Annotated in this window: 24 protein-coding genes and 4 tRNA genes; 13 read left to right on the forward strand and 15 right to left on the reverse strand. The window is 65.9% G+C overall.

Annotation, left to right across the window (positions count from 1 at the left end):
- Positions 1 to 44 precede the first annotated feature (44 nt).
- The 7 genes from secE to OIE68_RS27725 all read right to left on the reverse strand — a co-directional run bounded on the left by secE (position 45) and on the right by OIE68_RS27725 (position 3,357).
- A complete protein-coding gene (gene secE, locus OIE68_RS27695; protein WP_327093999.1) occupies positions 45 to 428 on the reverse strand; it encodes a preprotein translocase subunit SecE in 384 nt (127 codons plus the stop codon).
- Positions 429 to 534: 106 nt separating this feature from the next.
- A tRNA-Trp gene (locus OIE68_RS27700) sits at positions 535 to 607 on the reverse strand.
- A gap of 231 nt (positions 608 to 838) precedes the next feature.
- Positions 839 to 1,903, reverse strand: a complete 1,065-nt coding sequence (locus OIE68_RS27705) for a fused (3R)-hydroxyacyl-ACP dehydratase subunits HadA/HadB (protein WP_327101828.1) — start codon at positions 1,901 to 1,903, stop codon at positions 839 to 841.
- A 346-nt stretch (positions 1,904 to 2,249) separates the two neighbouring features.
- Positions 2,250 to 2,420 carry a 50S ribosomal protein L33 gene (gene rpmG / locus OIE68_RS27710; protein ID WP_011211653.1) on the reverse strand — a complete coding sequence of 57 codons (171 nt, stop codon included), beginning with the start codon at positions 2,418 to 2,420 and terminating at the stop codon, positions 2,250 to 2,252.
- Positions 2,421 to 2,463: 43 nt separating this feature from the next.
- Positions 2,464 to 2,539, reverse strand: a tRNA-Met gene (locus tag OIE68_RS27715).
- Positions 2,540 to 2,613: 74 nt separating this feature from the next.
- Positions 2,614 to 2,686: transfer RNA gene (locus OIE68_RS27720), tRNA-Thr, on the reverse strand.
- A gap of 179 nt (positions 2,687 to 2,865) precedes the next feature.
- On the reverse strand, positions 2,866 to 3,357 hold the full coding sequence (locus tag OIE68_RS27725) for a YajQ family cyclic di-GMP-binding protein (RefSeq protein ID WP_327094000.1): 492 nt from the start codon (positions 3,355 to 3,357) through the stop codon (positions 2,866 to 2,868).
- A gap of 205 nt (positions 3,358 to 3,562) precedes the next feature.
- Between OIE68_RS27725 and OIE68_RS27730 the strand changes: the two genes are divergently transcribed.
- Positions 3,563 to 3,645 (forward strand) — tRNA-Tyr (locus tag OIE68_RS27730).
- Positions 3,646 to 3,701: 56 nt separating this feature from the next.
- Here OIE68_RS27730 and OIE68_RS27735 read toward each other — a convergent pair.
- Positions 3,702 to 4,700 carry a nitroreductase/quinone reductase family protein gene (locus tag OIE68_RS27735; RefSeq protein ID WP_327094001.1) on the reverse strand — a complete coding sequence of 333 codons (999 nt, stop codon included), beginning with the start codon at positions 4,698 to 4,700 and terminating at the stop codon, positions 3,702 to 3,704.
- Between the two features lie 125 nt (positions 4,701 to 4,825).
- Here OIE68_RS27735 and OIE68_RS27740 point away from each other — a divergent pair, with 125 nt between their 5' ends.
- Positions 4,826 to 5,290, forward strand: a complete 465-nt coding sequence (locus OIE68_RS27740; protein ID WP_327094002.1) for a MarR family transcriptional regulator — start codon at positions 4,826 to 4,828, stop codon at positions 5,288 to 5,290.
- 18 nt (positions 5,291 to 5,308) lie between these two features.
- On the opposite strand, the gene htpX is transcribed toward OIE68_RS27740, so the two are convergent.
- A complete protein-coding gene (gene htpX, locus OIE68_RS27745) occupies positions 5,309 to 6,184 on the reverse strand; it encodes a zinc metalloprotease HtpX (RefSeq protein WP_327094003.1) in 876 nt (291 codons plus the stop codon).
- Between the two features lie 221 nt (positions 6,185 to 6,405).
- Positions 6,406 to 7,428 (reverse strand): polyprenyl synthetase family protein, encoded by a 1,023-nt coding sequence (locus OIE68_RS27750; RefSeq protein ID WP_327094004.1) that lies wholly within the window; start codon positions 7,426 to 7,428, stop codon positions 6,406 to 6,408.
- A gap of 194 nt (positions 7,429 to 7,622) precedes the next feature.
- Here OIE68_RS27750 and OIE68_RS27755 point away from each other — a divergent pair, with 194 nt between their 5' ends.
- The 3 genes from OIE68_RS27755 (at position 7,623) to OIE68_RS27765 (ending at position 9,824) form a co-directional block, all read left to right on the forward strand.
- Positions 7,623 to 8,903, forward strand: a complete 1,281-nt coding sequence (locus OIE68_RS27755) for a geranylgeranyl reductase family protein (RefSeq protein ID WP_327094005.1) — start codon at positions 7,623 to 7,625, stop codon at positions 8,901 to 8,903.
- Between the two features lies 1 nt (position 8,904).
- On the forward strand, positions 8,905 to 9,318 hold the full coding sequence (locus OIE68_RS27760) for an AraC family transcriptional regulator (RefSeq protein ID WP_327094006.1): 414 nt from the start codon (positions 8,905 to 8,907) through the stop codon (positions 9,316 to 9,318).
- A 71-nt stretch (positions 9,319 to 9,389) separates the two neighbouring features.
- Positions 9,390 to 9,824, forward strand: a complete 435-nt coding sequence (locus OIE68_RS27765) for a VOC family protein (RefSeq protein WP_327094007.1) — start codon at positions 9,390 to 9,392, stop codon at positions 9,822 to 9,824.
- Positions 9,825 to 9,860: 36 nt separating this feature from the next.
- Here the strand turns inward: OIE68_RS27765 and OIE68_RS27770 are convergent, their stop codons facing one another.
- Complete coding sequence (locus tag OIE68_RS27770; protein ID WP_327094008.1) at positions 9,861 to 10,367, reverse strand: DUF2505 domain-containing protein; 507 nt, start codon at positions 10,365 to 10,367, stop codon at positions 9,861 to 9,863.
- Between the two features lie 40 nt (positions 10,368 to 10,407).
- Between OIE68_RS27770 and OIE68_RS27775 the strand changes: the two genes are divergently transcribed.
- The 4 genes from OIE68_RS27775 (at position 10,408) to OIE68_RS27790 (ending at position 17,325) form a co-directional block, all read left to right on the forward strand.
- Positions 10,408 to 10,890 carry a DUF3592 domain-containing protein gene (locus OIE68_RS27775; protein WP_327094009.1) on the forward strand — a complete coding sequence of 161 codons (483 nt, stop codon included), beginning with the start codon at positions 10,408 to 10,410 and terminating at the stop codon, positions 10,888 to 10,890.
- Between the two features lie 89 nt (positions 10,891 to 10,979).
- Positions 10,980 to 12,122 carry a glycosyltransferase family 1 protein gene (locus OIE68_RS27780; protein ID WP_327094010.1) on the forward strand — a complete coding sequence of 381 codons (1,143 nt, stop codon included), beginning with the start codon at positions 10,980 to 10,982 and terminating at the stop codon, positions 12,120 to 12,122.
- 148 nt (positions 12,123 to 12,270) lie between these two features.
- Entirely contained in the window at positions 12,271 to 12,984 is a 714-nt protein-coding gene (locus tag OIE68_RS27785; protein ID WP_327094011.1) for a demethylmenaquinone methyltransferase, read from the forward strand.
- Positions 12,985 to 13,134: 150 nt separating this feature from the next.
- On the forward strand, positions 13,135 to 17,325 hold the full coding sequence (locus OIE68_RS27790) for a bifunctional nitrate reductase/sulfite reductase flavoprotein subunit alpha (RefSeq protein ID WP_327094012.1): 4,191 nt from the start codon (positions 13,135 to 13,137) through the stop codon (positions 17,323 to 17,325).
- Between the two features lie 78 nt (positions 17,326 to 17,403).
- Here the strand turns inward: OIE68_RS27790 and OIE68_RS27795 are convergent, their stop codons facing one another.
- On the reverse strand, positions 17,404 to 18,438 hold the full coding sequence (locus OIE68_RS27795) for an aldo/keto reductase (RefSeq protein ID WP_327094013.1): 1,035 nt from the start codon (positions 18,436 to 18,438) through the stop codon (positions 17,404 to 17,406).
- Between the two features lie 82 nt (positions 18,439 to 18,520).
- Here OIE68_RS27795 and OIE68_RS27800 point away from each other — a divergent pair, with 82 nt between their 5' ends.
- Positions 18,521 to 19,135: a TetR/AcrR family transcriptional regulator gene (locus OIE68_RS27800; protein WP_327094014.1), complete on the forward strand. Its 615-nt coding sequence runs from the start codon at positions 18,521 to 18,523 to the stop codon at positions 19,133 to 19,135.
- Positions 19,136 to 19,240: 105 nt separating this feature from the next.
- On the opposite strand, the gene OIE68_RS27805 is transcribed toward OIE68_RS27800, so the two are convergent.
- Complete coding sequence (locus OIE68_RS27805) at positions 19,241 to 19,711, reverse strand: MarR family winged helix-turn-helix transcriptional regulator (protein ID WP_327094015.1); 471 nt, start codon at positions 19,709 to 19,711, stop codon at positions 19,241 to 19,243.
- A gap of 63 nt (positions 19,712 to 19,774) precedes the next feature.
- Between OIE68_RS27805 and OIE68_RS27810 the strand changes: the two genes are divergently transcribed.
- Positions 19,775 to 20,275: an SgcJ/EcaC family oxidoreductase gene (locus tag OIE68_RS27810; protein ID WP_327094016.1), complete on the forward strand. Its 501-nt coding sequence runs from the start codon at positions 19,775 to 19,777 to the stop codon at positions 20,273 to 20,275.
- Here OIE68_RS27810 and OIE68_RS27815 read toward each other — a convergent pair whose 3' ends face one another.
- The gene (locus OIE68_RS27815; protein WP_327094017.1) at positions 20,276 to 20,854 is read right to left on the reverse strand and encodes a TIGR03086 family metal-binding protein; all 579 of its coding nucleotides are present in this window, start codon (positions 20,852 to 20,854) and stop codon (positions 20,276 to 20,278) included.
- A gap of 176 nt (positions 20,855 to 21,030) precedes the next feature.
- Here OIE68_RS27815 and OIE68_RS27820 point away from each other — a divergent pair, with 176 nt between their 5' ends.
- Together OIE68_RS27820 and OIE68_RS27825 are read left to right on the forward strand one after the other, a co-directional pair.
- A complete protein-coding gene (locus OIE68_RS27820) occupies positions 21,031 to 21,267 on the forward strand; it encodes a hypothetical protein (RefSeq protein WP_327094018.1) in 237 nt (78 codons plus the stop codon).
- 149 nt (positions 21,268 to 21,416) lie between these two features.
- The gene (locus tag OIE68_RS27825; protein WP_040696134.1) at positions 21,417 to 21,647 is read left to right on the forward strand and encodes a hypothetical protein; all 231 of its coding nucleotides are present in this window, start codon (positions 21,417 to 21,419) and stop codon (positions 21,645 to 21,647) included.
- A 239-nt stretch (positions 21,648 to 21,886) separates the two neighbouring features.
- On the opposite strand, the gene menD is transcribed toward OIE68_RS27825, so the two are convergent.
- The gene (gene menD, locus OIE68_RS27830) at positions 21,887 to 23,530 is read right to left on the reverse strand and encodes a 2-succinyl-5-enolpyruvyl-6-hydroxy-3-cyclohexene-1-carboxylic-acid synthase (RefSeq protein WP_327094019.1); all 1,644 of its coding nucleotides are present in this window, start codon (positions 23,528 to 23,530) and stop codon (positions 21,887 to 21,889) included.
- Positions 23,531 to 23,814 lie beyond the last annotated feature (284 nt).

Below are 23,814 nucleotides of genomic sequence, written 5' to 3' on the forward strand. Positions count from 1 at the left end.
AACGCGCCGCCCCGGGGTCGGCTACCGGCGTCGGCGGCGATCAGCTAGCCGAACAGCCAGTTGACACCCTTGATGAACGCCAGATCCAACCCGCTGATGAACGCGACCATGAAGATCACGAACACCAGAACAACGCTCGTATAGGTGACCATCTGCTTCCGGTTGGGCCAGATCACCTTGCGCAGTTCCGCGACTACTTCGCGCAGGAACTTGATCAAACGCTTGAACGGGTTACCCGTCTTCTTGCGTTCGGCCCGATCGGTCTTCTTGGCTGCCTTGCCCGACGTGGGCCGATCGATCGTGGCGACCGAGCCCGAATCGGCATTGCGACTGCGCCGCGCGGACCGCTTACCGCTCGGCCGAGCCACCGCGGCGGTGTCGTCGTCCTCGGCATGCGCGTCGTGGCGATTATCCCGCTCGTCGCTCACGCCGTCACCTCGCTACGCTCGGCGCCGCCGTGCGCGATGCGCGCTGTGCCAATGGCTCGCTCGCTACGCTCGCTCACGTCGATCCTTTCGTCGCTGGCATCCAGGGCAGGGGCGACAGGACTTGAACCTGCAACCTGCGGTTTTGGAGACCGCTGCTCTGCCAGTTGAGCTACGCCCCTTCGGTTGGACGATCCAGCTGTCCAACCACTGTTCTGTATTCAGTTGTCGGTCTTCCACCTGGTTTCACACAACACGCGCGCCACTCCGGCAGTTGCCGGCCCCGTCGGCGAATCCTTGCGGACTCACCTGGAACCAGCCCTTGCAGAGCAGCGCGCAGCGGCTGGTGACCCCAGAAATCTGAGTGTACGTTACCGCCCGCGGCATATGCCAATCAGGGTCGCTCGACCAGGTCAGGCCAGTTGGACCGTCGCGGTGGCGCGTCCGAAGATCTTCTTGCCCGCCGACTTCGCCACGATGGCGACGACTGCGGTCCGGGTCTCCGGATCCACCGACTTCACCTTACCCGTGAACTCGACCTCCGCAGGCTCCTCGGAGCCGACGTAGACCGGGCTGGTGAAGCGGACGTTGTACTCCTTGACCGCGCCGGGATCGCCGAGCCAGGAGGTGACGAAACCGCCGCCGAGGCCCATGGTGAGCATGCCGTGCGCGACCACGTTGTCCAGGCCGACCAGCTTGACGACTTCGTCACTCCAGTGGATCGGATTCGCGTCGCCGGAGACGCCCGCATAGTTCACCAGGTCGCCGCGGGTCAGCCGGACGGTGCGCGGGGGCAGCTCGTCGCCGACGGCGATGTCCTCGAAGTTGATCGCGTGCTTGCTCGGCACGATCGCAGGCACTACGGGCGCAGGCGCCGCGAGCGCATCGGTGGCGGCCCCGGTGCGCGGATGGTGGCTCGGCGCGTCCTCGTCGATGCCGTGCATGAGCACATTGCGGACCGCGCCCTGCAGGTTCGGATCGATATCGCCGCCGCTGCGCCCGATCAGCGTGGTGTAGGTGGTGAGCACCACCTCGTCCTGCACGGTGACGATGTTCTTGGTGACGATGATGTCGCCGCCGAAGGCCTGCCGGAACGAGTGCAGGTAGACATCACAGACCAGCTGGTCGCCGACCTTGATCGGCCGATGGAATTCCAGGATCTGATCGGTCTGCATGATCTGGCTCAGGTCGTAGCCCGTGACGATCTGCTCGAAGAGTTTGCGCTGGGCCAGAATTCCGACCAGGGAGATGAAGGTGAGCGGGGCGAGCAGGCTGTCGTAGCCGTACTCCTGCGCTGCGTCTTCATCCCAGTGCACCGGGTGGTAATCCTGCACGGCGCGGGCGTATTCACGCACCTTCTCGCGGCCGACCTCGTAGTAGTCGTCGACGCGGTAGTGATGACCGACCATCGCCGCGGCGTGCGCCGCGGGGTCGAGTTCTTCGTCCATTGCGACCGCTTCGTCTGTACCGGTGTTGATTGTCACGGGAGGACTGTACCTATCTGACCCCGAGCCCCGGAGTCGACGGAGCGTTCACGACTGCGCCTCGCTAGCGCTCGGCTCCGTCGTGCCCGCTTTGGCGGCTGTGCTCTTGGCTCTCTCGCTTCGCTCGCTCGCACGACTGCGCCTCGCTAGCGCTCGGCTCCGTCGTGCCCGCTTGGCGGCTGTGTCGATCGGTTACTCGCTTCGCTCGCAACGCCCACTGCACTCGAGTCGTGAAACACGTCAGGGCCGGACATATGTCCGGCCCTCGCAAGTGTCACGACCCGAGAATCCGGGACGAACCCGGAAGCCAATTCAACGCGGCAGCGGCACGCGTGGTGGACTAGCGGGATTCGCGGTGCGCCCGGTGGGTGCCACAGTTCGGGCAGAACTTCTTCAGCTCCAGCCGATCCGGGTCGTTGCGCCGGTTCTTCTTGGTGATGTAGTTGCGGTGCTTGCACTGCTCGCAGGCCAAGGTGATCTTTGGCCGGACATCGGTGGACTTCGCGGCCACGATATTCCTTCTTTCGGGTCAACCAGATGGTCTGATCGGTCTTTGGTAGCGATGGCCGGACTTGAACCGGCGACACAACGATTATGAGTCGTTTGCTCTACCGACTGAGCTACACCGCCACGGGGTCGCATTGCTTGGTGATGCCGCGCCCAACCTTGGAGATGCCGAGTCGGTCACCACCGGCAATCCGGCGAGCCCCCTAACGGAATCGAACCGTTGACCTTTTCCTTACCATGGAAACGCTCTGCCGACTGAGCTAAGGGGGCATGACTAGCTCCGCACCGTGACCAACGTTCAGGACTCCGGCGCGGCGAAGTCTTGAACGAGGTTACACACTCACCGGTCGCACTTCCAAACCGGGTGGTCAGAGCGGTTTTTACGACCACCCACGCGGCGGGCCGCCAGCGACTGCTTGCAGGTCGCCCGCAAAGATCAGCCACAACGCCTACCGGTAATTGACGAACTGCAGCGCGATACCGAAGTCCTCACCCTTCAGCAAGGCGATCACCGCCTGCAGATCGTCGCGCTTCTTACTGGAGACGCGCAGTTCGTCACCCTGGATCTGCGCCTTGACGCCCTTGGGCCCCTCGTCGCGGATCTTCTTGGAAATTTTCTTCGCATGCTCGGCGTCGATGCCCTGGACCAGCGTGCCGGTGATTTTGTAGGTCTTGCCGGAGGCCGCGGGCTCGCCGGTGTCGAAGGCCTTGAGCGAGATATCGCGGCGAATCAGCTTTTCCTTGAATACGTCGAGCGCCGCCTTGACCCGCTCCTCGGCCTCGGCACTGAGCACGATCTTGTCCTCACCGGACCATTCGATACTCGCGCCGGTGCCACGGAAGTCGTAGCGGGTGTTCAGCTCCTTCTCCGCCTGATGCAGCGCGTTGTCGACCTCCTGACGGTCGACCTTGCTGACAACATCGAAAGACGAATCGGCCACACTTCGCTCCTGTCCTGGCGGTCCAACGGGTCCTGGCTGACCCTTTCGAGCGACCTGCAAGCAGTCGCTGGCGACCAGACGATCCGGTCACCGTCAGTTCTACCCCGGAGCGCGACCGTAGTCCCGTCGCATGGCCGATGGCCAGCCGGTTTGCATTCTGGGTGCAGGTTCGTTGTAAGCTGCTCTGCGCGCCGAGAAGCGCGACGGCAGGTTGCCCGAGCGGCCAATGGGAGCAGACTGTAAATCTGTCGGTGAAAGCCTACGTAGGTTCGAATCCTACACCTGCCACCGAAAACCCCCGTCGATCATCATGATCGGCGGGGGTTTCTCATTTCTGCGGGCATTTACCGCTGTCGAAGTGCGGCCGGGTCGGTCGCATTCAGGGTTGCCACGAGTTCGTCCTCTTCGTAAGTAAAATGCGTTTCCAATTCATTTGCGAGACGGTCGAATTCGGTACGCAAACGGACCGGGTCGGCACTGTTCAGCAACTGTTGCAATTCGGCGAGTGCCGTGGCAACCACACCGTGCTCACGCTGCAGCCGCTCGACCACCGGAGCCAATTCGGGATGCAGGCGGACCAGCGCCGGAAAGACACCGTCCTCATTGGTGTGATGCTCATGCAGCGCACCACAGAATGCGACACAGTGGCTGCGCAGATCCGTTGGCAGGCTTGGGATTTCACTCGAGCCGTCGAGCTGATCGAGTTGCGTGCGAACCGTCGCGAGATCGCGCCGCAATTGCTCGTGCACGGTCCGCAGATGGTCGCCGATAGCGGCAGCGCGTGGGGCCGCCTGCTGCGGGGCCGCACCACCCGAGCCGACGATCGCGGCGGAGACACCCGCCACCGCGGTCGCGGCGACCGCCGCACCGACGATCATCCCGCGGCGGCCGATCGCGGATCGCTGTTCCCGAGACAGCGCGATCACCGGTATGACTCTCGAGGTTCCCGCTTGATATGTGGCAAATGCCGGATCGCGCTCGGCCTGCTCGGCGTAGCGCTGATCGCGCTCGGCACCCGACAGCACTGTTGCGGTTGCCCGAAAACTCTCGACGCCGGCCGCTTCGCCGATCTCCACGGTGACGGCCGGATTCCGCTGCACGTTGTAGAACCACGCCGGATGGGTGTCTGCGCCACCGTTCGAACCGAAGATCAGTAGACGATCGCCGTCTCGGTAGTAGACGACGGGCGTCGTGTGCTCGCGTCCGCTTTTCGCGCCGACCGTGGTCAGCAGGATGAGCGGCACTCCCTCGAACATCGCGCCGACCGACCCCGCGTTCGCGCGGAACTCCTCGATGATCGCCGCATTGAAATCCGCCGCCGAAGTCGGCTGTGCATCTGTCATGTCCTGCGTCCTTCCGGATCGCCGGGCGGACCGGCGACCGCTGGTACTAGCCTTGCCAGAGAGATTAAATTTTGCTTTGCAAGCAAAATTACTTTGTGAGCAAAGGCTATTTGGAGGTGTGCGGGATGTCAACGGGTGCGCGTGGCATCGGGGTGGACGAGGGCATTCGGAGTCTGCTGCTGCTCATGCCGCGGGTGGTGGGACGGGCCAAGAAGATGCGCGTTCCCGAAGAGCTGCAATCGTTTTCGCTCGCTCCGCGGCATCTGTCACTGCTGGCGAATCTGGTGTTCGAGGGGCCGATGACGGTGAACGAGCTGGCGGCGCGGCTGGAAGTCGCGCCGACGACGGTCAGCCTGATGGTGGGCGATCTGAGCCGTCAGGGAGTACTCGAGCGACGCTCGGATGCGGCGGATCGCCGTCGGACCATCGTCGCCATCGCGGCAGCGCACGAGAAGTCGGTCAATGCCTGGCTCGGTGGCAGTGCGCGGGCGTGGCGGAAGGTGCTCGAGCCATTGAATGCCGAGCAGCGGCGGATGTTCGTCGACACGCTACGGGCCTACGAACAGGAACTCGCGGCCGAACACGATTGAGCGCGTCGGGTCCACCGATCAGTAATTGCGGGGCCCGCCCCCCATTTCCTCGAGGCGGGCGATGCGATCGGCCATCGGGGGGTGGGTGGAGAACAGGCGTGCCGCACGCTCACCGGCCCGGAACGGGTTGGCGATCATCAGGTGCGACTGGGCAGTCAGCTGCGGCTCAGGGGGCAGCGGGGCGGCCTGTACGCCGCGCTCCAGCTTGCGCAGCGCCGAGGCCAGGGCGAGCGGATCGCCGGTCAGCTCGGCGCCGGATCGGTCGGCTTGATATTCGCGGGAGCGCGAGACGGCCAATTTGACCAGGGTCGCGGCGATCGGGCCGAGCAGCGTCACCAGGATCACGCCGAGGATATTGGGGCCGTCGCCATTGCGGTTGCCGCCGAACATCGAGGCGAAGAAGGCCAGGTTGGCCAGGCCGGAGATGACCGCGGCCAGTGCGCCCGCGATCGAGGAGATCAGGATGTCGCGGTTGTAGACGTGCGATAGCTCGTGGCCGAGCACCGCGCGTAGTTCGCGCTCGTCGAGGATCTGCAGGATGCCGCTGGTACAGCAGACCGCGGCGCGGCGCGGATTGCGTCCGGTCGCGAAGGCGTTGGGGGCGTTGGTCGGGCTGATGTAGAGCCGCGGCATCGGCTGACGCGCGGTGGTCGCGAGCTCACGCACGATGCGATAGATGACCGGGGCCTCCAGCTCGCTGACCGGCTGCGCGTGCATGGCCTTGAGCGCGATCTTGTCGCTGTAGAAATAGGCATAGGCATTCATGCCGACGGCGAGCAGGATCGCCAGGAAGAGAATCAGCGGGCTGCGGAACATCGACCCGATGAACACGATCAAGGCCGAGAGGCCGACCATGAGCCCGAACGTCTTCAGCCCATTCGCATACCCGTGCATGTCCGCCTCTCCGCGTATTCAGGCCATACAAGTCAGTGCCGCGAGACTTGGTCACAGGTCCTGCGTCGAGTGCCTGGTGGGTTCTGGGCGTACCCGGCGAGTTACCCATGTACTCACGAAATCAGTCGTCGCGTTTGCCACGATCTCACCGATTGGATTACACCAGGTCAACGCCGAGGGCGGGGCGAAGGTTCCTGATCGAAATGTGAGCTCCGTGCCACCTAGCCGACGCGTTCGATGGTGTAACGGACCAGGCGCTCGAGGGCGTCGTTGGCCGGGCCCGACGGCAGCGCGGAGAGTTCGGCGTGCGCGATATCGGCGTAGCTCTGCAGCTTCTCCTTGGCCAGCACCATGCCGCGGGAGTGGGCGAGCAAGGACAGCGCCTCCTCGACCTCGTCGTCGGTCTGCAGCGGGTGGGCCAGCAGTTTGCGCAGGCGGTCGCCCTCGGCACCCTCGTCGCGCAGCGCGTACAGCACCGGCAGGGTGTGCACGCCCTCGCGCAGATCGGTGCCCGGCGTTTTACCGGATTGTTCGGCGGCCGAGGAGATGTCGATGATGTCGTCGGAGATCTGGAAGGCGGTGCCGACCGCATCGCCGAGCCGGGCCAACCGCTCGACGTGTTCGGCATCGGCGCCGGAGAAGGTGCCACCGAAGCGTCCGGCGGCGGCGATCAGCGAGCCGGTCTTCTCCCAGACCACGCGCAGGTAATGCTCGACCGGATCCTGGGATTCGCGCGCGCCCATGGTTTCCCGCATCTGACCGGTGACCAGTTCGGCGAAGGTTTCGGCGATGATCCGCACGGCATCGGGGCCGAGGGTCGAGGTGAGCCGTGACGCGTGTGCGAAGAGATAGTCGCCGGCGAGGATGGCGATGCTGTTGCCCCAGCGCGAATTCACGCTCGGGGCGCCGCGGCGCATCGGGGCCTCGTCCATCACGTCGTCGTGGTACAGAGTCGCCAGGTGCACCAGCTCGACCACAGTGCCCGCAGTGATCAGCGCCGGATCGGTGGGGCGCGGACCGAGCTGGCCGGTGAGGATGGTGAACAGCGGGCGGAATCGCTTGCCCCCGGCCTTGGCCAGATGCAGCGCCGCCTCCTGTAGGAACAGCTCGCCGTCGGACAGCTCATCGATCAGGAGTTTTTCGACATCGATGAGGCCATTGCGCACGGTCTCCGCGAGCTCGGTATCACCGAGATCGACTCCGGCCACCACCGTGCTCTCATCACTCACAGCCGATGTGCTCATCTCTTCTCCCAGCGATGCGTCCGACCCCACGGTAGAGAACCTAGCGTGTCCCCGCCGCGCGGCCCATGAACACCGTCACTATGCGGTGTATCAGACACTTTTCCATATCGTTTTCCGACGTCATCGATCGCATGGTCTGCGCCACGGGCAGGCTCCATCGACACGAACCGAATGCTCCTGCGAGTATTGAGCGCATGGGTTCACCGGATGTCACCCCCGTCGGCGGGGACGGGGAGACGCAGAGCGCGATTCCCACACAGACCGAAGTGCTCGTGGTCGGTGCCGGGCCGGCCGGATCGGCCACCGCCGCCTGGGCCGCGCGGGCCGGTCGCGATGTCCTGCTCATCGATTCAGCCGTCTTCCCACGTGACAAGACCTGCGGCGATGGACTCACCCCGCGCGCGACCGCCGAATTGGAGCACCTCGGGCTCGGCGACTGGCTGCGCGCGCACACCGTGAACCACGGCCTGCGGCTGACGGGTTTCGGTCGCGAGGCCGAGCTGCCGTGGCCGGGCGGTTCCTTCCCAACGTATGGAAGTGCCGTTCCCCGAACCGAACTCGACGACAAGCTGCGTGAGACAGCGGTGAAGTCCGGGGCCAGGATGCTGGATGGCACGAAAGTGATCGATGTCATCCGGGAGGGTGATCGCGTCACGGGTGTGACGGTGAAGACGGCGGAGGGCACCCGTTCGATCGGATGCAAGACGCTCGTGGTCGCCGACGGTGTCCGCTCCCCGATCGGAAAACTGCTCGGGCGCACCTGGCATCGGCAGTACGCCTATGGCACCGCGGCCCGCGCCTACATCAAATCCGCGCGCAGCGACGACCAGTGGATCACCTCGCATCTGGAGCTGCGCAATGCCGACGGTGACTTGGTACCCGGCTACGGCTGGGTGTTCCCGCTCGGCAATGGCGAGGTGAATATCGGCGTCGGCTCGCTGGCCACCGAGCAGCGGCCCTCGCATGTCGCGCTGAAACCGCTGCTGGAGCACTACACGTCGTTGCGCCGCGAGGAGTGGCAGTTCGAGGGGTCGCTGCGGGCGGTCGCGTCCGCACTGCTGCCGATGGGCGGGGCGGTATCGAATGTCGCGGGGCTCAATTGGGTGCTGATCGGCGATGCCGCGGGCTGTGTGAATCCGCTCAACGGCGAGGGCATCGATTACGGACTGGAGGGCGGGCACATGCTCGCCGAACTGCTGGACGAACCGGATCTCACGATGGTGTGGCCGGAGCTCTTGCGTACCCGCTACGGGCGGACGTTCTCGGTGGCGCGGCGGATCGCCGGTCTGGCGACCCACCCCAGGATGGTGCCGATGGGCGGGCCGCCGGTGATGCGGTCGAAGTATCTGCAGCGCACAGCGGTTCGGGTGATGGGCAATCTGGTCACCGACGAGGATCTGGATCTGACGGCAAGGGCCTGGCGGGCCGCGGGCCGGGCGTCCTACCGCTTCGACGAACTCGCACCCTTCACCTGAGATGACCGGATTGCCCGCGCTCTACCTACTTCCGCATCTGCGGCGGGCGCGGGATCTTGCGGACCGGAACTATGCCGAGCCGTTGAATCTGGACGAATTGGCTGCCGCCGCAGGGGTTTCGAAGTATCACTTCCTGCGCGCGTTCGCGACCGTGTACGGCGTGACGCCCGCGGCGTATCTGGCGGAGCGGCGGATCGAGCGGGCACAGGATTATCTGCGGGCCACCAACCTCACCGTGACCGAGGTATGCATGCTGGTCGGATACAGCAGTCTCGGGTCGTTCAGCAGTAAGTTCCGGCAGTTGGTCGGGGTGACGCCGTCGGAGTACCAGGCCGAATTCGCGGACGGCGCGCCACGGATTCCGGGCTGTTATGTGTTCATGCACGGGCTGTCGGATCGCAAGCCGCGGGGCTGAGGCTGAGCGGTTCGCACAGCTCAGCAATTTCGGAGAAGCGTCCGGATCGACGCGTTTCCTAGTCTTTGGGCATGACTATTACGAATGTCTCGCTGGTCACCGTGTACGTCACCGACCAGGACGCCGCCAAGCAGTGGTACACCGAAAAGCTGGGGTTCGTCGAGCGCACGGATCTGACGATGGGCGACAACGGATTCCGCTGGGTCAGCATCGCACATCCCGATCATCCGGAACTCGAGGTCACCCTGATGATTCCGGGACCGCCGCTGGATGACAATCTCGCCGACGCCATCCGCCGGGCCCTGGCCAATGGCACCAACGGCGCACTCGGCCTGAAGACCGACGACTGCCAGAAGACCTTCGAGGAATTGACCGCCAAGGGCGTGGAGTTCATCCAGCCGCCCGCCGAACGGCCCTACGGCACCGAGGCGATCATCCGGGACAACTCCGGCAACTGGCTGGTGCTGGTGGAGCCCAAGGAATTCAGCCCGGAGGATTTCGCCTAGCCGATGAGCCCGGCACGCCCCGGCGTTCGGAACTGGTCAGGCGCTCGCCTGCGCGGCGACCCACTCCTCGATGTGTTTACGCTCGCTCTCGAGCACCCGATGATGCAACTGCTCGGCGAGCGGTTCGATGGCACCGCCGACCAACGGCACCTTCACCTGCACGGTACCGGCCACCTCGATCTCGGAACCCTCGGCCGTCGGGCGCAGTTCGTAGGTGCCCGACATTTCGGTGCTGATGCCGCGGGTGGCGCCCTCGAAGGTGCCCTTGGCGATTTCGCCGTCCAACGCCTGCCAATTGTCGGTGCGCGAGAGCAGTAGTTCGTTCTCGAGTACCCTGCTCACGATGCCGGGAACCTTGTCATCGCTTGCCTTTTCGGTCATATGTATGCGGATGGTGCCCGCGCCCTGCGGATGCGAGAGATCGAGCGTGGCGGTCCGCGCATCGGCGAAGCGGGACTGCCAGACGTCATCGGTGGTGAGTGCCCGGTGAAGATCTTCGACCGGGACGGCGTAAGGCACGGTGAAGCTGAATTTTCGGGACATGGGCGCAAACGGTATCGGAGGCGGCAAGTAGCCTGTTGTGGTGTCGGAAACCAGCCAGTCTGAAAGGCGTTCGAACCGCCTGCGGCGGGCCAGGATCGGGGTGCTGACGGCGGCCGTCTTCCTCAGCGCCCTCATTGTGCTGTTGGTGCTGGCCGCCTGGCGCAACGATTATCTGATCAGCTCCGACAAGGGTGTGACCTCCGCCGAGGTGCTCTCGGCCGGGCGGCTGCGTTCGGCGGTCATCTATGTCACACCGGACGGGAAGACGCACAATCCGAAGGTCGGGGTGCTGTATCCGACGAACCTCACCGCGGGTGAGCGGATAAATGTGGAGTACAGCCGCAAGGATCCGGATCTGGTCCGGGTGGCCGGGCGTGATGTGCGGGTCGCGATTCAGCCCGCGCTGTCGGTGATTCTGGTGGTGTGGGTGGTCGCGTTGCCCACAATGTGGCTGCTGCTGCGGGCACAACGCCGCACGCCCGGCCCGGTGAACAGATCCCGCGCGGCGGCCGGCGCCGCCTGAGGCGAGCAGCCCCGACAGTTCGCCGGATCTTTGCGTATCGGTCATTTCGACGTGACGGCGTGGCGCGTTGCACGGGTCAACCTGGAATGGTGCGAGTAGCCATCGTTTCGGAGTCGTTCCTGCCGAATATGAACGGCGTCGTCAATTCCGTGCTCCGGGTGCTGGACCACCTGGACCAGCACGGGCACGAGGCGCTGGTGATCGCGCCGGATACGCCGCACGGGCTGCCCACCGCCCCACGGGTCTACAAAAGGTTCCCGGTGCATCTGGTACCAGCGGTGATGGTGCCGAAGGTCAGCTCGCTGCCGGTGGGCCTGCCGCAGCCCGGGATCACCGCCGCGATCAACGAATTCGATGCCGATGTGGTGCATTTGGCCTCGCCCTTCCTGCTCGGCGCGGGCGGTCTCGGTGCGGCGATGCGTTTGGATCTGCCGACGGTCGCGATCTATCAGACCGATGTGGCCGGATTCGCGAAGAGTTACGGGCTGGGGCTGGCCAGTCGCGCGGCCTGGGCCTGGACGCGACGGATTCACGAGGGCGCGACGCGGACGCTGGCACCGTCGCGTGCGGCGGCCGAGGATCTGGGGCGGCACGGTATCCCCCGGGTGCACCGCTGGGGTCGCGGTGTCGATATCGGCCGGTTCACACCGTCGGCGAAGCGACCGGAACTGCGGTCGTCCTGGTTACGCGGGCGGGACAAGCTGCTCGTGGGGTTCGTCGGTCGGTTGGCCCCGGAGAAGCATGTGGAGCGGCTCGCGGTGCTGGTGAGCGATCCGGCGATCCAGCTGGTGATCGTCGGAGACGGGCCGGAGCGGGCTCGGTTGGCTCGGATGATGCCCACCGCGGTCTTCACCGGTGAGCTCGGCGGCGGCGAGCTGGCGCAGGCGTATGCGAGCCTGGATGTGATGGTGCACGCGGGTGAACACGAGACTTTCTGTCAGGGCGTGCAGGAGGCGCTGGCCGCCGGGGTTCCGGTGATCGGGCCGGATGCGGGCGGACCGCGGGATCTGATCGCGCACTGCCGCAACGGCTACCTGTTGCCGGTGGATCGCTTCACTGAGCTGTTACCCAGTGCGGTTGCGGCGCTTCGTGATCCGGTATTGCGGGCGCGATTCGCCGCGGCCGCTCGCAAGTCGGTGCTGCACCGGACCTGGCCCGCCATCTGCACCGAATTGATGGGCCACTACGCCGACGTCACGGGGATTCGGACCCAGTTGCCACACACCGCGTGATCCGTTGTGAGTTTCGCGACCTCCGAAAGCCGGTTAGGGGATGTGACCATGGAAAAGACCGGCGTGTCTGATGGCGAGGCAGATTGTCTGGGCCAGTTCGGCGCGGGAGTCTCGCCCGGCATGTGTTACGCGCGGTAGGTTCGGGGGCGTGGCGAAAACAGAGCAGCGGGAACCGGTTCGGGCTTCGCTGGACAAGCAGCCGCACGAGGTCGCGTCGATGTTCGACGGGGTCGCGAAGCGGTACGACCTGACCAACACCGTCATCTCCTTGGGACAGGACCGATATTGGCGCTGGGCGGTGCGGAAGGCAGTGGCGCCGCGGCCGGGTGAGCGCGTGCTCGACCTCGCCGCCGGCACCGGCATTTCGACGCTTGACCTGGCGAAATCCGGTGCCTGGTGCCTGGCGGCCGACTTCTCCCAGGGCATGCTCGCCGCGGGCAAATTCCGCAATGTGCCGATGGTCGCCGCCGATGCGACCGCACTGCCCTTCGCCGACGATTCGTTCGACGCGGTGACCATCTCCTACGGTCTGCGCAATATCTCCGAGACCGATGCCGCGCTGCGCGAGATGCTGCGGGTCACCAAGCCGGGCGGGCGGATGGTGGTCTGTGAGTTCTCCACACCGGTCGTGCCGATCTTCAGCACCATCTATCTGGAGTACCTGATGAAGGCGCTGCCCAAGGTCGCGGTGGCGGTGAGCAGTAATCCGGATGCCTACGTCTACCTCGCCGAATCCATCCGGGCCTGGCCGAATCAGCGGCAGTTGGCGCTGCGGATCGCCGATGCGGGCTGGTCGTCGGTGAAATGGCGCAATCTGACCGGCGGCATCGTCGCACTGCACCGCGCTTACAAATTGGGCTGACCGCCGAATTCGGCTGAGCACCTGGTCGCGGCATATTTTCGTGGCGTAGGCCACACCTCACGGGGGAAATTTGCTGCGGTGAGGTTAATTGTCATCTGTCGATAACGTTGGGTAAATCGGCCGCAATCGGCGGTGCGCATGATCGGTGGCATGACCGATGCAGGCACCGATCGCGCGGGCACCGCCAGAACGGCGTGCTCGTACTGCGGCGTCGGCTGCGGCATCGTCGTCGAGACCCGCGCGGGTACGGACGGTGCGCCGGTCATCGCCAAGGTCCGCGGTGACAAACTGCATCCGACGAATGCGGGTCGGCTGTGCACCAAGGGTGCGACCCACCAGGAGTTGATGGCGGCGCCGGGGCGGATGGAGACCGCGTACCGGCGGCCCGAGCGCGGTCAGGTGCCGGTGCCGGTGCCCGTCGACGAGGCGGTGCACGAGGTAGCCACCCGGCTGCGGGCGATCCTGGACGAACACGGACCGGACGCCATCGCGCTGTACGTCTCCGGGCAGATGTCGCTCGAGGCGCAGTACCTGGCAACCAAGCTGGCCAAGGGGTATCTGCGGACCAAGCACATCGAGGCCAATTCCCGGCTGTGCATGGCCAGCGCCGGGACCGGCTACAAGCAGTCGCTCGGCGCGGACGGGCCGCCCGGCTCCTATGACGACTTCGAAAACGCCGATCTGTTCTTCGTGACCGGCGCGAATATGGCCGACTGCCACCCGATCCTCTATCTGCGCATGATCGACCGGGTCAAGGCGGGGGCGAAGCTGATCGTGGTGGATCCACGGCGCACCGATACCGCGGCGCGGGCCGATCTGTTCCTGCAGATCGCGCCGGGTACCGATCTCGCCCTGCTGAACGGGCTGCTGCACCTGCTCGTCGAAAACGGTGATATCGACACGGACTTCATCGCCGAGCACACCGAGGGGTGGGCGGCGATGCCCGAATTCCTCGCCGATTACCCGCCGGACAAGGTCGCCGCGATCACCGGGCTGGCCGAGGACGATATCCGAACAGCAGCGCGCTGGATCGGCGAAGCCGGTGAATGGATGTCGCTGTGGACCATGGGACTCAACCAGTCCACCCACGGCACCTGGAATACCAACGCGCTCTGCAACCTACACCTGGCCACCGGGGCTATTTGTCGACCTGGCAGCGGACCGTTCTCGCTGACCGGTCAGCCGAATGCCATGGGCGGGCGCGAAATGGGTTATATGGGTCCGGGTTTGCCCGGGCAGCGCAGCCTGCTCGCCCCCGCCGACCGCAGCTTCGTGGAGACCGCTTGGGGCGTCGAGCCGGGCACGCTGCGCACCGAAGCCGGACCGGGCACGATCGAGATGTTCCGCGAGCTGTCCGAGGGGCAGATCAAGGCGGCCTGGATCATCTGCACCAATCCCGTTGCCACCGTACCCAACCGGAAGACGGTGATCGGCGGCCTGGAGGCAGCCGAGCTGGTCATCGTGCAGGACGCCTACACCGATACGGCCACCAACTCCTACGCCGACATACTGCTGCCCGCCACGCTGTGGGCCGAAGCCGATGCGGTGATGGTGAATTCGGAGCGCAACGTCACGTTGCTGCAGCGCTCGGTGGATCCGATCGGCGATGCCCGTCCGGACTGGTTGCTGATCGCGCAGGTCGCCACCGCGATGGGCTTCGCGGGTTTCGAATACTCCTCCAGTGCCGAGGTTTTCGACGAGATCAAGCAGTTCGCCAATCCAACCACCGGATACGACCTGCGTGGCATGAGCTACGAGCGGTTGCGTGAGGGGCCGATGCAGTGGCCGTGCGCCGAGCCCGACCGCGCGCGCAACCCGATCCGCTACCGCAATGACGGTGTCAGCCAGGAACTTTTCGTCGACGATGCCGGGCACCAGCCCCGGTTGTCCTTCGCGACGCCGAGCCGTCGCGCGGTGTTCTGGCCGCGCCCGCATCTGGCGCCGGAGGAAATGCCCGACGACGACTACCCGTTCATGCTGAATACCGGCCGCCTGCAGCATCAGTGGCACACCATGACCAAGACCGGCAAGATCGACAAGCTGACCAAGTTGACCGGCCAGCCGTTCGTCGAGGTACATCCCGAGGATGCCGAGCGGCTCGGGGTCGAGACGGGTGACCAGCTCGAAATCGCCTCCCGGCGCGGTCGAGCGGTGCTGCCGGTGCAGATCAGCGACCGGGTGCGGCCCGGTGATTGCTTCGCGCCCTTCCATTGGAATGACGAACAGGGCGAGTATCTGACGATCAATGCCGTGACCAATGACGCGGTGGATCCGGACTCGTTGCAGCCCGAATTCAAGGCGTGCGCGGTGTCGTTGCGGCGGGTCGCGGTAATGGCGAAAGCGGCCGAAAGGCCTTCGGCGGGACTGCCGGAAACCGCCGCGAACCATGGGTCGCACCCGCTGGCGGTCATGCTGGGGCTCGATGCGGGCACAGCGCCGACGCTCAGTGAGACCGAGCGGATCTACCTCGCCGGATATCTCTCGGCGCTGCAATCCCTTCCGGTCACGGGTCAGCCGGTGCTGCCCGAATCCGCACCGCTGGCCAAGAACAGTCGGCTGTGGATCGATGGACTACTGGCCGGAATGTATTCGCGAAGCGCGGCAACCGAATCCGCGTCCGTCGACAATGTTCCCGACGAACCACCGGCGCGTCCCATCACCGTGCTGTGGGCTTCACAGACCGGAACCGCCGAAGAGTTCGCGGCGACTACGGCCGCGCGTCTGGCCGAATCCGGTTTCGCGCCGCGGCTGCTCGATATGGACTCGTGCGAACTACACGAACTCACCGGCGATGTGCTGGTGATCAGCAGCACCTTCGGCGACGGCGGACCGCCGGATAACGGCACCGACTTCTGGGAACGCCTGGACGACAGCGTGCTCCGATTGACCGGCATGCGGTACGCGGTATTCGCACTCGGCGACTCCTCGTATGACGACTTCTGCGGCCACGGTCGCAAACTGGACTCGAAACTGACCGAACGCGGGGCCACCAGACTGCTCGCACGCGTCGACAGCGAACCCGATTACGAGCAGGCGGCGGCGCGCTGGCTCGACGAGGTGCTCGCCGCCCTCGACGGCGGTGCGCCCGAAGTTGGTCCGCCCGGGCCGATCGGAACTCGGACGCCCGCGCGGTCCTCCGGTATCACGATGGTGCTGCCCCGCACCGCACCGCCGCTCGGCCGAAACCAGGGCCCGGGTCCTGCGCCGTTTACCCGCAACGCCCCGGTGACCGCACCGCTGGTGCGCAATGAACCACTGTCGCATGCCGGTTCGCCGAAAGAAGTGCGCCAGTTCGGCTTCGACCTGCGCGGGCAGAAGGCGAACTACGAGGTCGGCGATTCCCTCGGAGTTTGGCCTACGAACGCCGATTCGATGGTGGCCGAATGGCTCGGCGCGACCGGGCTGGACGGTCGTCGGATCATCGAACTCGACGACCAGGAGCTGCCGCTGGCTCAGGCGCTGCGGACCCGCTACGACATCACGAAGGTCAGCCACGATCTGCTCACCTTCATTGCCGAACGCAATCCCAACAACCGGCTGGCGAAACTGCTGCGCCGCGATAATCGCAATGAACTCGACAACTACCTGTGGGACCGGCAGGCCGTCGACGTGCTGCGCGATTTCCCGGTGCGCGCCGATCTCGTCGAATGGCTCGGCACGCTGAAAAAGCTGCAACCGCGCCAGTATTCGATTTCGTCGAGTCCGCTGGTCAGTCCCGACGAGGTGCAGCTCACCGTGGGTGTCGTCCGGTACGGCGATCCGGCCGCCACCGGATCCGCCGCGCGGCGCGGCGGGGTGTGCTCGACCTTCCTCGCCGACCGCGCCGACGCCGCCGAATCCGCGGTGCCGATCTTCCTGCAGCGCGCCCCGCACTTCCGGCCGCCGCTCGATCCGACCGCACCGATGATCATGGTCGGCCCCGGCACCGGCATCGCGCCCTTCCGCGGCTTCCTGCAGGAACGCCGTGCCCTCGGCTGCAGCGGCCGCAACTGGTTGTTATTCGGCGATCAGCATGCCGCCCAGAACTTCTACTACCGAGCCGAATTGGAGGATATGTTCCGCTCGGGCTTCCTCACCCGACTCGATCTGGCCTTCTCCCGCGATCAGCGCGAGCGGATCTACGTGCAGCACCGGATGATCGAGCACGGCGCTGAGCTGTGGTCCTGGCTGCGCGACGGCGCGCACTTCTATGTGTGCGGTGATGCCGCACGCATGGCCAAGGATGTCGACGACACCCTGCTGGCCATCGCCAGGATCCACGGCAAGCTCGACGAGGACGGGGCGCTGGCGTTCCGGAAGCAGTTGGTTGCCGAGAAGCGGTACGTTCGCGACGTGTACTGAGGGTGGGTGGCCTCAGCGCCCATTCCTGTTCCGATCCTGCGGGTTCTGCGGCGGAGATGGGCGCTGTGGCCGATCCCCTCACACCGCAGGAGCACTCAGCCGAGCAAAATCCGGCAGCCGGTAGTACGGATAGTAGGGGTACGCCGGAGTAGTCGCGCCGGCCTTGTCGAGTCGCGCGATCTGCTCGGCATCGAGCTCCCAACCGACCGCGCCGAGGTTCTGGCGCAGCTGCTCCTCATTGCGCGCACCGACGATGACGGTCGACACCGTTGGACGGCGCAGCAGCCAGTTGAGCGCGATCTGCGGGACAGTCTTACCGGTCTCCACAGCGAGCTCGTCGAGGACGTCGACCACGTCGTAGAGCTTGTCGTCATCGACCGGCGGACCTGCCTCGGCGGTCAGATGCAGACGACTGCCCTCCGGAAGTGGTTGGCCGCGACGGATTTTCCCGGTCAGCCGACCCCAACCGAGCGGGCTCCACACCACCGCGCCGACACCCTGGTCCAGGCCGAGTGGCATGAGCTCCCATTCGTAGTCGCGGCCGACGAGTGAGTAGTAGACCTGATGGGCGACGTAGCGGGTCAGGCCGTGCCGGTCCGCCGCGGCAAGGGATTTCATCAGCTGCCAGCCCGCGAAGTTGGAGGCGCCGAGGTAGCGGATCTTGCCCGCACGAACCAGATCGTCCAGTGCCGCAAGGACTTCCTCGACCGGGGTGTGCGCGTCGAAGGCGTGCAGTTGGAACAGGTCGATGTGGTCCGTGCCGAGCCTGCGCAGCGAGCCCTCGACCGCCTTGATCAGGCGCGAACGGCCGGAACCTGCGTCGAGCGGACCGGGACCGGTCGGCAGACTCGCCTTGGTCGACAGCAGCAGTTGGTCGCGCCTGCCCTTGATGGCCGCACCGAGCACTTCCTCGGAGGCGCCATCGGAATAGACATCGGCGGTATCGAACATGGTGACGCCCGCATCCAGGCTGATATCGACCAGTCGGCGCGCCTGTTCGACATCGGTATCGCCCCATGCGCTGAACAGTTCGCCGCGCCCGCCGAAGGTGCCCGCGCCGAAACTCAGCGCCGGGACGAGCAGACCTGATGCGCCGAGCCGCCGGTACTCCATGATGACTCCTAAAGGGTCTATAGTTCCGTTAACGATTCGAACCATACACGCGTTGCACAGCAAATGAAACTGGAGTTCCGTTATGGAGCCTGACAATGCCATCCCCGGCTCGATTCGCCCCGGTGGGCGCACTGCTCGCGTTCGCGAGGCGGTACTGCAGGCGGCGGGCGATCTACTCGCCGAGCGCGGTTTCGCGCACCTGGATCTGACCGAGGTCGCAGCGCGCGCCGAGGTCGGCAAGACCACGGCCTACCGCCGCTGGCGCAACTCCACCGGACTCGTGGCCGACCTGCTCATCGATATGGCCGAACAATCGCTGCCACACGCCGATACCGGCTCCCTGCTCGGCGACCTCACCGCCAACGCCCGCCTGGTCGCCAAAACGCTCACCGACCCCCGCCAAGGCAAGCTCTTCCAGGCCGTTATCGCCGCCGCCACCTGCGACGAAACCGCCGCAGCCGCCCTACGCCGCTTCTACGACATCCGCCTCACCGAATGGACCCCCTGCATCGACGCAGCCATCGCCCGCGGCGAAATCCCCGAAAACACCGACCCCCGCGCCGTATTGACCGCCGTCTCATCCCCCCTCTACTACCGCCTCCTCGCCACCGGCGACCCGATCGACGACGCAGCCGCCCGCACCGCCGCCGCAGCCGCCACCCAAGCCGCAACAGCGGGCATCTTCACCAAGTCATGAACAAGATCAGGTGGAACTGGTGGCGGGCCCTTCTCGGGCGATGCCGCCCCAGATTCCACCTGATCTTGATCCAACTCGTTGCGAGCTATGGCAGTTCGTTGCGGGCTATTCGGCGGGGTTCAGGGCGGCCACCTGGCGGTCGGTTTGGGCTCGGTGGACTTCCAGCGCGGTGCGCAGGAAGTCGAGGATCACATCCAGCTGGTCGGAGTTGTACCGGGCCAAGGCCTTCGCGCCCGCGTGGCCGACAGGGCCGAAGATTTCAACCGCCGTCGCGTGCGCAGCCTCTGTGGCTTCGACCAGGACGCGGCGACGATTGGCCGAATCCTGGCTGCGGGTGACGAATCCGGCGCGGACGAGTCGATCGATGACGGTAGTGGTCGCGGCGGGGCTCAGTTTGAGCTGAGCACTCAGCTCGCCGGCCGCGAGCGGGCCGCGACCGAGAACGACGTCGAGGCAGCGAGTATCGGTGCGATTGAGGCCGAGACGGGCGGCGACGGCCTCGTCGAAGGCATCGAAGCTCTCCTGCAGCAGGCGCAGCTGCATCCCGATCTCGCCGATGATTTCATCTTTCGACATTCGAAACTTTCTGTTATCGTATATTTCGTTGATCGAAACGATAGCACAGAAAGAGTCGACACCATGAACGAGACCCTCGATCGCGCCGGCACCGACGACACACAACTCAGCGCGGTTTTCCAGCAGGTCATGCAGACCTGGACCGATAACGATGCCGCGGCATTCGGCGCGTTGTTCACCGACGACTCCGACTACGTGTCCTACGACGGCACCCGCGCGATCGGCCGCAAGGAACACCAGGCCAACCACGACAAGCTCTTTCGCGGTGTGCTCGCCGGTTCGGCCCTGGTCGGCGAATTGGAGTCGATCCGGTACGTGACACCGGATGTCGCGATCGTGCACGGCACCGCGTCGGTGCTGATGCCGTGGCGGTCGCGGCTGCCCGAGCGCCGCCTGTCGCGGCAGACCCTGGTGCTGGTGCGAACCCCCGAGGGATGGCGGATCACCGCGATTCACAATGGCCGCGTACGGCCGGTCACGGTTCCGGAGCCGGATTCGTTCCCGGCCAGGATGTCTCAACTGATGGCCCGTATCGCCCGCAAGCTCGGTCTCGGCCGCAAGTGATCAGCGAGCCCAGGAGGGGTCGCGGCCCGTTAGTCCGATGATGCGGTCCAGAGAAGGGGCGGTCTCGAGGACTTGGACGACAGGGCCGAACATGCCCGGGGTGCCCTCGGGTGGTGTGTCCCTGAGGAATTCGAGCAGGATGGTCGAGTGGACCGGGTCGACACTCGGTTGCTGATCGGTAGCGCGGGCGAGATCCCAAGTGTGGACCACGATTTCGTCCAGGGCGATCGTGGCCATGACGACGGCCGGGGCGGATACGCCGCCCGCTTCGGTTTCGCCGTCCCAGGCCGCCGGCTCGCGCCATGCCTCGACGAGCGCCTTTAGTTGGGCCGGAATGCGGGAACGCCAGTCGGCGGGCAGGGCGCTCTCCGGGCCGACGGCGGGCGGGACCGAGCGGCCGACCGCTTCCTTGGTCGCGGCCTGCCGGAAGGCCTCGGTGAGTCCGATGACGTGGGCGAGCAGGTCACGCACGCTGGTATCGGTGCAGGGTGTCTGCGCGCTGAGCTGATCATCGGTGATGGCGCCGGCCACCGCCTCCAGGGTGGCGGCGGCCGGTTCGAGATCGAAATTCGGGTGCATCGGGGCCTCCTCGGCAACGGACGTCAACGATTGAGACGGCGCGCTCCATCGGAATTCATCGGTGCCGCGATCCCCGACCGCATCCGGTTCGGTCCAGCGCCTTGCGAGGCCTTCCCGCCGCCCATCGCAACCAAGTCGTAGCGGCGAAAGGTGCTGGAAAAGCGGAGAATTGGTAGATGAAGGGCGATCGGGTGGAGATAGTCGTCGATTTCGGCGACGGGTCTCGCAGTTATGAAGTGGTCGCGACGCGGGCCGGGCGCAAAGTCGAGGTACGCATCGCACGTGGCGTGGTCGAGGTCAGTGAAGTGACGCGAACGGGCGTCGCGGTGCGGACGGCACGGTTCATGGCGGGCCGCACATTGGCCCTCGTCGAATTCCCGGCGAATGGTTCGGGTCCGTTCGACGGCGAGTAGCAGGTGGGTTGCCGCGCGGCCAGACTAGGAGCATTCTCAACAGTGTTGGACTGGTTGTCCGCCTGCGCTGTGATTCCCGCAGCACCTGGAGTTCGCTCGGCAGAGCATCGGGTACCCAGCCGAAAAGCACGCGCGGAGAGGAATGAACGATGACCGATCCAAGCACGTCCCGCACCATCGACGCGGTTTCGGAAGCCGACTACGTCGAGCAGAACGTCCCCGCCTACCCGGAGATCGGCGATGACACCGACGACAGCTCCGACCGCGATCTCGCGGCGGCGGTCGATCGAGATGCCTTCGATGCCAATCCGGCCGATGTCGTGGAACAGTCGATCCCGGTGCCGCTCGACGACGATCGCGATTCCGAGCCTGGGTACTGATCGGCCTCGCCCGCAGCCGATGCTCACCAGCACCTGAAAGTACGGCAGCGGCGATCGCACGCAGACCGGGGAGGCGGCGACAGCCATCGGGGTCCGAGTCCTCCGATCTGGCGATTCCGCCGTACCGGCCGAAGGTGCGCGCTCAGAGCCGATCTCGGCTTACGCCTGCGCCTCGCTAGCGCTCGGCTCCGCCGTGCGCCGTGACGCGCTGTGCCTATGGTTCACTCGCTGACGCTCGCTCACGGCGCGATCTTGGCCCGCACGGTCGCGTGCAACTCCCGCAGACTGGAACGCTCGGTCGCGACTTCGAGCACCCGCAACCCGTGCGCGTGCCCGGCCAACTCGACCGCCAACTGCTCGGGATCGACCTGCTTGTGCGGAATCCGGTAGGCGGCACACAGGGCGGCCAAATCCATTCCGTGCGGCGTACCGAAGACGCGCTCGAAAACACCGGCGTACTGCGGATCACCCTGTTCCAGGAGTTCGAAGATGCCGCCGCCATCGTCGTTGGCGACCACGATGGTCAGATCGACGGGCCGGGGTTCACCGCGGCCGATGAGCAGGCCGGCGGCGTCGTGCAGGAAGGTGAGGTCACCGATCAGCGCGATGGTGCGACCGGTGTGGTGCAGTGCCGCGCCGACGGCCGTGGAAACGGTGCCGTCGATACCGGCCACGCCACGATTGGACAGCACTCGGACACCCGGCCGCGGAGCCGAGACCAGGGCCGCGTCACGCACCGGATTCGATGCGCCGAGCAGCAGCTGATCGCCCTCGCGCAACGCGTCCATCACCACCGCGGCGACATGCAGCCCCGTCGGCTTCGGGTGGTTGGCCAGTTCGGCGCGAACAACCTGAACAGCCTTCGCATCGAGTTCGCGGCAGTACGCGAGCCAGTCCGCATTCGGCGCGCCCGTGGTCACCGCTCTGGTTCCGGTGCCGACTACATTGCCGGAGACATCGGGCCAGCGGGGACCGGTGGTGAGCGCGTAGACGGTCACGGCCGGATCCGCGAGCACCTTCGCGACCTGACGATGCAGCGTCGGCCGCCCGGTGATGATCGCCTGCCGCGGCTTCAGCAGCGGCAGGGCAAGCGGGTGCAGGGACGGACCGTGCATCGGGGCCGTGGGTTCGGCCACTGTCGGCAGCTCGGCCAGTTCCGGTCGCAAGCCGGCGCCATGGCCGGAGATGACGACCGTATCGGGCGTCAGGTCGAGATCGAGGGGCACATCGAGCGTCGCGTACCTGGTGCACGTCCACGCCTCGCCGCCGGGGCGGCCCTGGGGCGCCCACTCGTCCGGCATGTGATCCGGTACCAGCGGCTCGCGCAGCGGAATATCGAAATGCACCGGCCCGGCATTGCCGGAACGGGTGCCACGGGCCGCCGCGAGTACCCGGCAGACGGCCGAACGCCATTGACTGTTCTGCTGGCCGTAGGGCATGCCGCCATCGGCATCCGACTCCTCCTCGGCGAGTCCGAGGCTGATCGAGGCACGGACCTGGCTACCGAACAGCCCGAATTGTTCGACGGTCTGATTGGCGCCGGAACCGAGCATCTCGTAGGGCCGGTTGGCGCTCAGCACCACCAGCGGTACGCGGGCGTAGTTCGCCTCCAGCACGGCGGGGCCGAGATTGGCGACGGCGGTCCCCGAGGTCATCACCACCGGAACCGGCAGTCGACTGGCGATGGCGAGACCGATGGCCAGGAAGCCCGCGGTTCGCTCGTCGATGCGCATATGCAGGCGGAGCCGGCCGGCCGCATCGGCCGCCTGCAGCGCGAATGCCAGGGGCGCGTTTCTCGACCCCGGGCACAGAACGACGTCCCGCACACCCCCGCGCGCGAGCTCGTCAACGACCACTTGCGCCTGTGCTGTAGACGGATTCACATCTCCAGCCTCTCAGACAGTTGCTTCGACGTCTTCGTCACCCTGCTCACAATGGCACCTCGCTAGGCTCGGCACCATTGTGCCCAGAAGGCGCTGCGCCGTTGGTTTGCTCGCTGCGCTCCCTCACGCTGTCGAGGTTGACGGAAATTCGCCCCGCGTCCACCACCGGACGCGGGGCGCTCAGCGCCCGTGGTCGGCCGAAGCACCGTGCGCGACAATGAGCGTCGCCGGCGCACCCACCACGGAGCGAGTCCCATGAGCGAACGCCGTGAGCGGCAAAAACA

This window comes from Nocardia vinacea (assembly GCF_035920345.1).
Taxonomy (GTDB): domain Bacteria; phylum Actinomycetota; class Actinomycetes; order Mycobacteriales; family Mycobacteriaceae; genus Nocardia; species Nocardia vinacea_A.